5 protein-coding genes and 1 pseudogene are annotated in these 5,583 nt (G+C 45.9%); 5 read left to right on the plus strand and 1 reads right to left on the minus strand.

Going from position 1 to position 5,583, the window contains the following annotated elements; genetic code table 11:
* Window positions 1–127 (minus strand): annotated as a pseudogene (locus AACV78_RS19060) (photosystem II D2 protein (photosystem q(a) protein)); the annotation flags it as partial.
* A 291-nt stretch (window positions 128–418) separates the two neighbouring features.
* On the opposite strand from AACV78_RS19060, the gene AACV78_RS19065 reads away from it, so the two are divergent.
* From AACV78_RS19065 to AACV78_RS19085, 5 genes are all read left to right on the plus strand, one after another.
* Window positions 419–985 (plus strand): photosystem I assembly protein Ycf4, encoded by a 567-nt coding sequence (locus AACV78_RS19065; protein ID WP_194012996.1) that lies wholly within the window; start codon window positions 419–421, stop codon window positions 983–985.
* A gap of 314 nt (window positions 986–1,299) precedes the next feature.
* Entirely contained in the window at window positions 1,300–2,088 is a 789-nt protein-coding gene (locus AACV78_RS19070; RefSeq protein WP_445329591.1) for a peptidylprolyl isomerase, read from the plus strand.
* 353 nt (window positions 2,089–2,441) lie between these two features.
* Window positions 2,442–3,656, plus strand: a complete 1,215-nt coding sequence (locus AACV78_RS19075) for a beta-ketoacyl-ACP synthase (RefSeq protein ID WP_194012998.1) — start codon at window positions 2,442–2,444, stop codon at window positions 3,654–3,656.
* 333 nt (window positions 3,657–3,989) lie between these two features.
* Window positions 3,990–5,099 carry an ATP-binding protein gene (locus AACV78_RS19080; protein ID WP_194012999.1) on the plus strand — a complete coding sequence of 370 codons (1,110 nt, stop codon included), beginning with the start codon at window positions 3,990–3,992 and terminating at the stop codon, window positions 5,097–5,099.
* A 100-nt stretch (window positions 5,100–5,199) separates the two neighbouring features.
* The coding region (locus AACV78_RS19085) for an ATP-binding protein (RefSeq protein ID WP_194074420.1) at window positions 5,200–5,583 on the plus strand (384 nt) is incomplete at its 3' end.

Here is a 5,583-nt window from a genome sequence, read left to right on the forward strand (position 1 = left end):
GGTAGGCGCAGGGAAATAGCAGAATCCCAGACCAGCCTACGAAGACGAAGCGATCGCGCTTGAGCCAGTCGTCGAGTACATCAAAGATGCCTCTTTCGGTCTGGGCGCGTCCGACTGCGATTGTCATAGTTATAAAATCCTCTTGCTTGTTAAAAGACCAAGGTTTCTAATTAAAGTTAACATAACTATATATTATAAGTTGATAAAATTTCAACTAAAACACCAGAATTCCCCCACTAGATGCGTACTCCCCCAGTCGCGATCGGTTCCACAAGCGAGAAATTTGAGGTACTTCCAAGCCAACTGACTCGCTTTTCGCCGCCGCAGTTAAGGGTGGTTGAGGAGCCAGTCGCGCCAAGGAAGTGCGAGTGAGGTAGGCTAGTTGAATTAAAATTTGGCTTTAAGGCTGTTTAATCTTATGACTGCAAAAGCAACGACCTCGATCGATTCTATCCTCCGCTACGAGGTTTTGGGTTCCCGCCGCTTCAGCAATTACTGGTGGGCGACGATTGTCACCATTGGAGGGACTGGTTTCCTGCTTTCGGGCCTTTCGAGCTACTTGCACGTCAACCTGCTGCCTTTTGCTGACCCGACTGAGCTCATTTTTATCCCCCAAGGCATTGCGATGGGTTTCTACGGTGTCTGCGGCGTGCTGTTGGCACTTTACCTGTGGCTGACTGTTCTGTGGGATGTCGGCGGCGGATACAATGAGTTCGATCGCAAAACTGGTAACATTCGGATCTTTCGCTGGGGATTTCCCGGCAAAAACCGCAAACTTGATTTTACTTGCAAAACATCCGACGTGCAATCTGTGCGGGTGGACATTAAAGAAGGTCTCAGTCCCCGCCGCAGCATTTATCTCAAGCTGAAAGACCGCCGTCAGTTTCCCCTGACTAGAGTCGGACAGCCGATTGCTTTGTCTGATGTGGAAAATCAAGCTGCAGAATTAGCTCGATTTTTGCAAGTTCCCCTAGAAGGACTGTAGATATTTTCGATTTTTGATTGTTAATGTATTGTCATCTTGTAGGGTGCGCTTCGGCGCACCAAATCGAGAAATCTCGGAATTTAGAGATTGGGAATTGGGGATTTTCGATGGCAGAATTCGTAATGTCTTGTAGGGTGCGCTTCGGCGCACCAAATCGAGAAATCTCGGAATTTAGAGATTGGGAATTGGGGATTTTCGATGGCAGAATTGGTAATGTTTAGTAAGTTGGACGGCGACGCACCAAATCGATAAATCTAGAGTGCACCTCGCCGTACACCTTACCCGGTTGAATGAAAATGAAAGTGAAAATACAAATGCAAATGCAAATCAAAATTCAGCGGTGGTTGTTCTCACTTTTAATAATTGGTGCGCTGTTTGTCGGGGGATGCGGTAGTTCCCCGCAGGCTAACTCAACTCCGACACCGAATCCGGTGTCTGGTGAAAGCATTTCTTTGACTCCACCTCCGTCTCCTTCTAATGCTGTGGCGGTGAGTTCGCAATTTAGCAATTTGCCGCGTTTGGAAGGAAAAGCAACGGTAGTGATGATGGTCAAAGGTGCTCCAATTACGATCGAAGTTGACGGCACAAATGCGCCAATTACTGCGGGCAATTTTGTCGATTTGGTTCAGAAAGGTGTCTACGACGGGCTGGTATTTCACCGAGTCGTGCGGGAACCTCAGCCTTTTGTAGTTCAGGGTGGCGACCCGCAGGGTAAAGACCCTAAATTCCCTACGGCGCGGCTGGGAACTGGGGGTTTTATTGACCCAAAAACATCTAGCGAACGCAGGATTCCTCTGGAAATTAAAGCTAAAGGTGCTCCGAGTCCGACTTACAGCAAAACGCTAGAACAAGCTGGGATCGATCAAAAACCTGTGTTGATGCACACTCGCGGGGCTGTGGCGATGGCTCGATCGCAGAGTCCTGATTCGGCTTCTTCTCAGTTTTACTTTACTTTGACCGATGTACCGTTTTTGGACGGTAGCTATGCGGTTTTTGGGTACGTGAAGGAAGGGATGGATGTGGTTGATAAGATTGAAGCGGGCGATCGGATTGAGAAGGCTACTGTTACTCAGGGTTTGGAAAATTTTAAACCTGGTAGCTGAAGGTAGTCATTAGTCATTGGTCATTGGTCATTGGTCATTGGTCATATCAATTCCGGTTGCACTCATACATGACTGTTGACTGTTGACTGTTGACTGTATTTTATTCCGATGCAACCGGAAACGATATCATTAGTCATTAGTCATTAGTCATCGGTCATTGGTCATAAGTCATTAAAGATGAAGGATTGACTGACAAACTGGTGACTGATGATTTAAGGTGGGAGCATTTCATTTTTACATAAAGCATTTTTTGTTGTATTGCTGTCCTGGAAAAGCGAGCTATAGAAGGAAGCGAACTTCGGAGGAAACTACATAAACAAAACTGAGATGCTCCATTACGGCTAAGTACAAAAATGGATGTTGTTGTTACTGGAATTGGTCTTGTTTCAGCTTTGGGTAATCTGCAAAATAGCTGGAAAAGACTGTTGGCTGGTGAGTCTGGCATTGAGATACATCAACCTTTTTTAGAACTTGAACCGCGAGTTTTGGCTTTGGTTGGTACAAAACCTGCTGATTTAATAAGTTTAATTCTGCCTGTTTTAGCAGAGGCTTTGCAAGATGCTAATTTGACTTTGCCTTTGCGCGATTGCGGAATTGCGATCGGTTCTAGTCGCGGGTTTCAGGGAAATTTGGAACAGTTGGGAAGTGAAGGAAGAGGGAAGAGGGAAGAAGGAAGAAGGAAGAGGGAAGAAGGAAGGGGGAAGAGGGAAGAGGGAAGGGAATGCTCAATTCTCGATCGCCCATTCCCGATTACCGATTATCGATTCGTGGATTTTTTGCCTCACATGGGGGCGATCGCGGCGGCGAGAGCAATTGGCTCGACGGGGCCCGTGCTCGCGCCGATGGCTGCTTGTGCGACGGGCCTGCAGTCGATCGCCCGCGCTGTTGATTTGATCCGCACTGGTGAGTGTCAGCGGGCGATCGCAGGTGCTGTGGAAGCGCCGATTACACCGCTGACTGTGGCTGGATTTAACCGGATGGGTGCTTTGGCCGACACTGGCTGCTATCCGTTTGACCAACATCGGGAAGGCTTGGTGCTCGGTGAAGGCGGGGCTTTATTTGTATTAGAATCCGCCGAGTTGGCAAGCCGTCGCGGTGCTAAAATTTACGGGCGAGTTTCGGGTTTTGGCTTGACAAATGATGCTTGTTATGCTACCGCCCCGGATATCGGGGGGGAAAGTGCGATCGCGGCGGTAAATCAATGTTTGAAACGTAGCAATTTAGCAGCCGTTGATATCGATTTTGTTCACGCTCACGGTACTGCAACTGATTTAAATGACCGACAGGAAGCGCTGTTAATTCAAAAATTGTTTCGCCCTGGAGTTGCTGTTAGTTCGACTAAGGGGGCTACTGCTCATACTTTGGGAGCTTCGGGAGCCTTGGGCGCGGCTTTTTGTTTGATGAGTATTCGAGATGGGATTTTGCCGCCTTGCACCGGCCTGAAAAAACCGGGGTTTGAATTAGATTTTGTTCGCTGCGGGCGATCGACTCTGGTGAGAAATGCGATTTGTTTGAGTTTTGGCTTTGGCGGGCAGAATGCTGCGATCGTCTTATCTGGCGATCGTTAATTTTTGGCAATGCCAGTCGATCGACATTTAAATTGTGCGCTCTCTCTAAAGTTAAAATCTTGTAATGGCTGCTGCAGAACTCGATCGCACATCTAATAAAAATCTCAAAAATATTACCATATTTATGGATTTTAGTCAATTAGCTAAGAATTTGCGCGAGATTGCTGCTGCTGTCTGAGTCTGGCTCTGCATTCCGGCGCTCGCCCTTTCCCGGCCAGAGACGCCAGAATATAGAGCCAGATTCAAGCAGTATTGTCTTTTATCAACGCATCGATGCCGATCGGCGAAAATAGAAAAAATAAACTGTTTAAATTAAGCATTAGGTACTATCTCATGGATCTGGCATCTCATCGATTTATCTCTTATTTTGAACCTCTGCAAGCTGCTCACCTGTGTCAAATAGCTGTATTGGAGAGTTTTGCTGAGGAAACGCTAGTTTTTGACGAAGGAGAAGCCGCCGATTTTTTTTATCTAGTTTTAGCAGGTGCTGTCGAGTTTAGCAAGCGGATTGAAAATAATAAATATCAAGCTATTGCTATCGCTAAGCCAGACGATTTTTTTGGCGAACTCGGAGTTTTAGACGGAGAGCCTCGCAGTGCTAGAGCTGTGGCATTTGGCGGCTCGACTTTGGCAAAAATAGGTCGCCAAGAACTAATAACAACTCTAGAGTTGGCTCAAGGCAGTTCCGTACTGCAAATGTTTAATTTCATTATCAAAAACTTGCGCGATACTACAGATCAATATGTTAGCCAGTTCGTACACAAACAAAAAATGGTATTAGTCGGAGAAATGGTGAGTACAATTATTCACGATTTTAAAAGTCCTTTTACGGGAATTAAACTCTCCAGCGAAATGCTCAAAGAAATGCACCCCGATGAGGAAACTCAGGAGTGGTGCGAACTTATTCAATTACAAGTTCAGCGAATGTTGGGGATGGCTGAAGAAGTATTAGAATTTTCGCGCGGTAACTCTACATTAAGTAAAAAACCAATCAATTTAATCCAGACGTTGCAGCAGTTTGAAAAATTGAACAGAGTTTATTTTGATGCGGCAAAAGTAGATTTAGTGCTGCGGGTAACAGAAGTAATAGTGGAAGCGGACGATAATAAGATTTTGCGCGTTTTGCAAAATTTAGTTGGGAATGCTGTTGAAGCTTTTGGCGGGCGCGGTGGGCGAGTTGAGATTATTGTGACACAAACCGAGGAGTGGGCAGAAATCAGCATTTACGATAACGGCCCCGGCATTCCCTCATCAATTAAAGACAAGTTATTTGAACCGTTTGTGACCTATGGAAAGCGGACTGGTACTGGTTTGGGAACGGCGATTGCTAAGTCGATTGTTGATGCTCACAAAGGAAAAATAACCTATGAATCGGACAATGAAAGAGGGACAACTTTTTACATCCGATTGCCAATCAATATTGTAGAATTGGAGCAAGTTTAAGTAGCATACAGATCTCTATATTTTCTCGATTTCGTGAAATATAATGTGTAGCGAGTGGCAAAATAAAGTAGAATTTAATTAACGAAATGCTAAAAATCTGATGCCAGTTACTATTCAAACCTTACCTGCAGAAGTTATCAATTTAATTGCAGCCGGCGAAGTGATTGACTCGATCGCCGCTGCGGTACGGGAATTAGTTGAAAATTCTCTGGATGCTGGTGCAACTCGCATTGTTGTGTCTGTCTGGCCCGAACAGTGGCGGGTGCAAGTTGCAGATAACGGTACGGGGATGGATCTGGAAAATTTGCAGCAGGCGGCTTCGCCTCACAGTACGAGCAAAATTACCACGGAAGCAGACCTTTACAAAATTACTACTTTGGGATTTCGCGGGGAAGCTTTGCACAGTTTGGCTCAGTTGGGCTGTTTGGAGGTTTTGAGCCGATCGAACGATTTGGGATTGGGCGATTTTTGGAAAAATCGAGAG

Source organism: Tychonema sp. LEGE 07196 (assembly GCF_963890365.1).
In the GTDB taxonomy this organism is placed as follows: domain Bacteria; phylum Cyanobacteriota; class Cyanobacteriia; order Cyanobacteriales; family Microcoleaceae; genus Microcoleus.

What these genes read in the sequence shown, in the direction of transcription:
- AACV78_RS19065 (WP_194012996.1), top strand. Translation starts at nt 419, where the DNA reads ATGACTGCAAAAGCAACGACCTCGATCGATTCTATCCTCCGCTACGAG.
- AACV78_RS19070 (WP_445329591.1), top strand. Translation starts at nt 1,300, where the DNA reads ATGCAAATGCAAATCAAAATTCAGCGGTGGTTGTTCTCACTTTTAATA.
- AACV78_RS19075 (WP_194012998.1), top strand. Translation starts at nt 2,442, where the DNA reads ATGGATGTTGTTGTTACTGGAATTGGTCTTGTTTCAGCTTTGGGTAAT.
- AACV78_RS19080 (WP_194012999.1), top strand. Translation starts at nt 3,990, where the DNA reads ATGGATCTGGCATCTCATCGATTTATCTCTTATTTTGAACCTCTGCAA.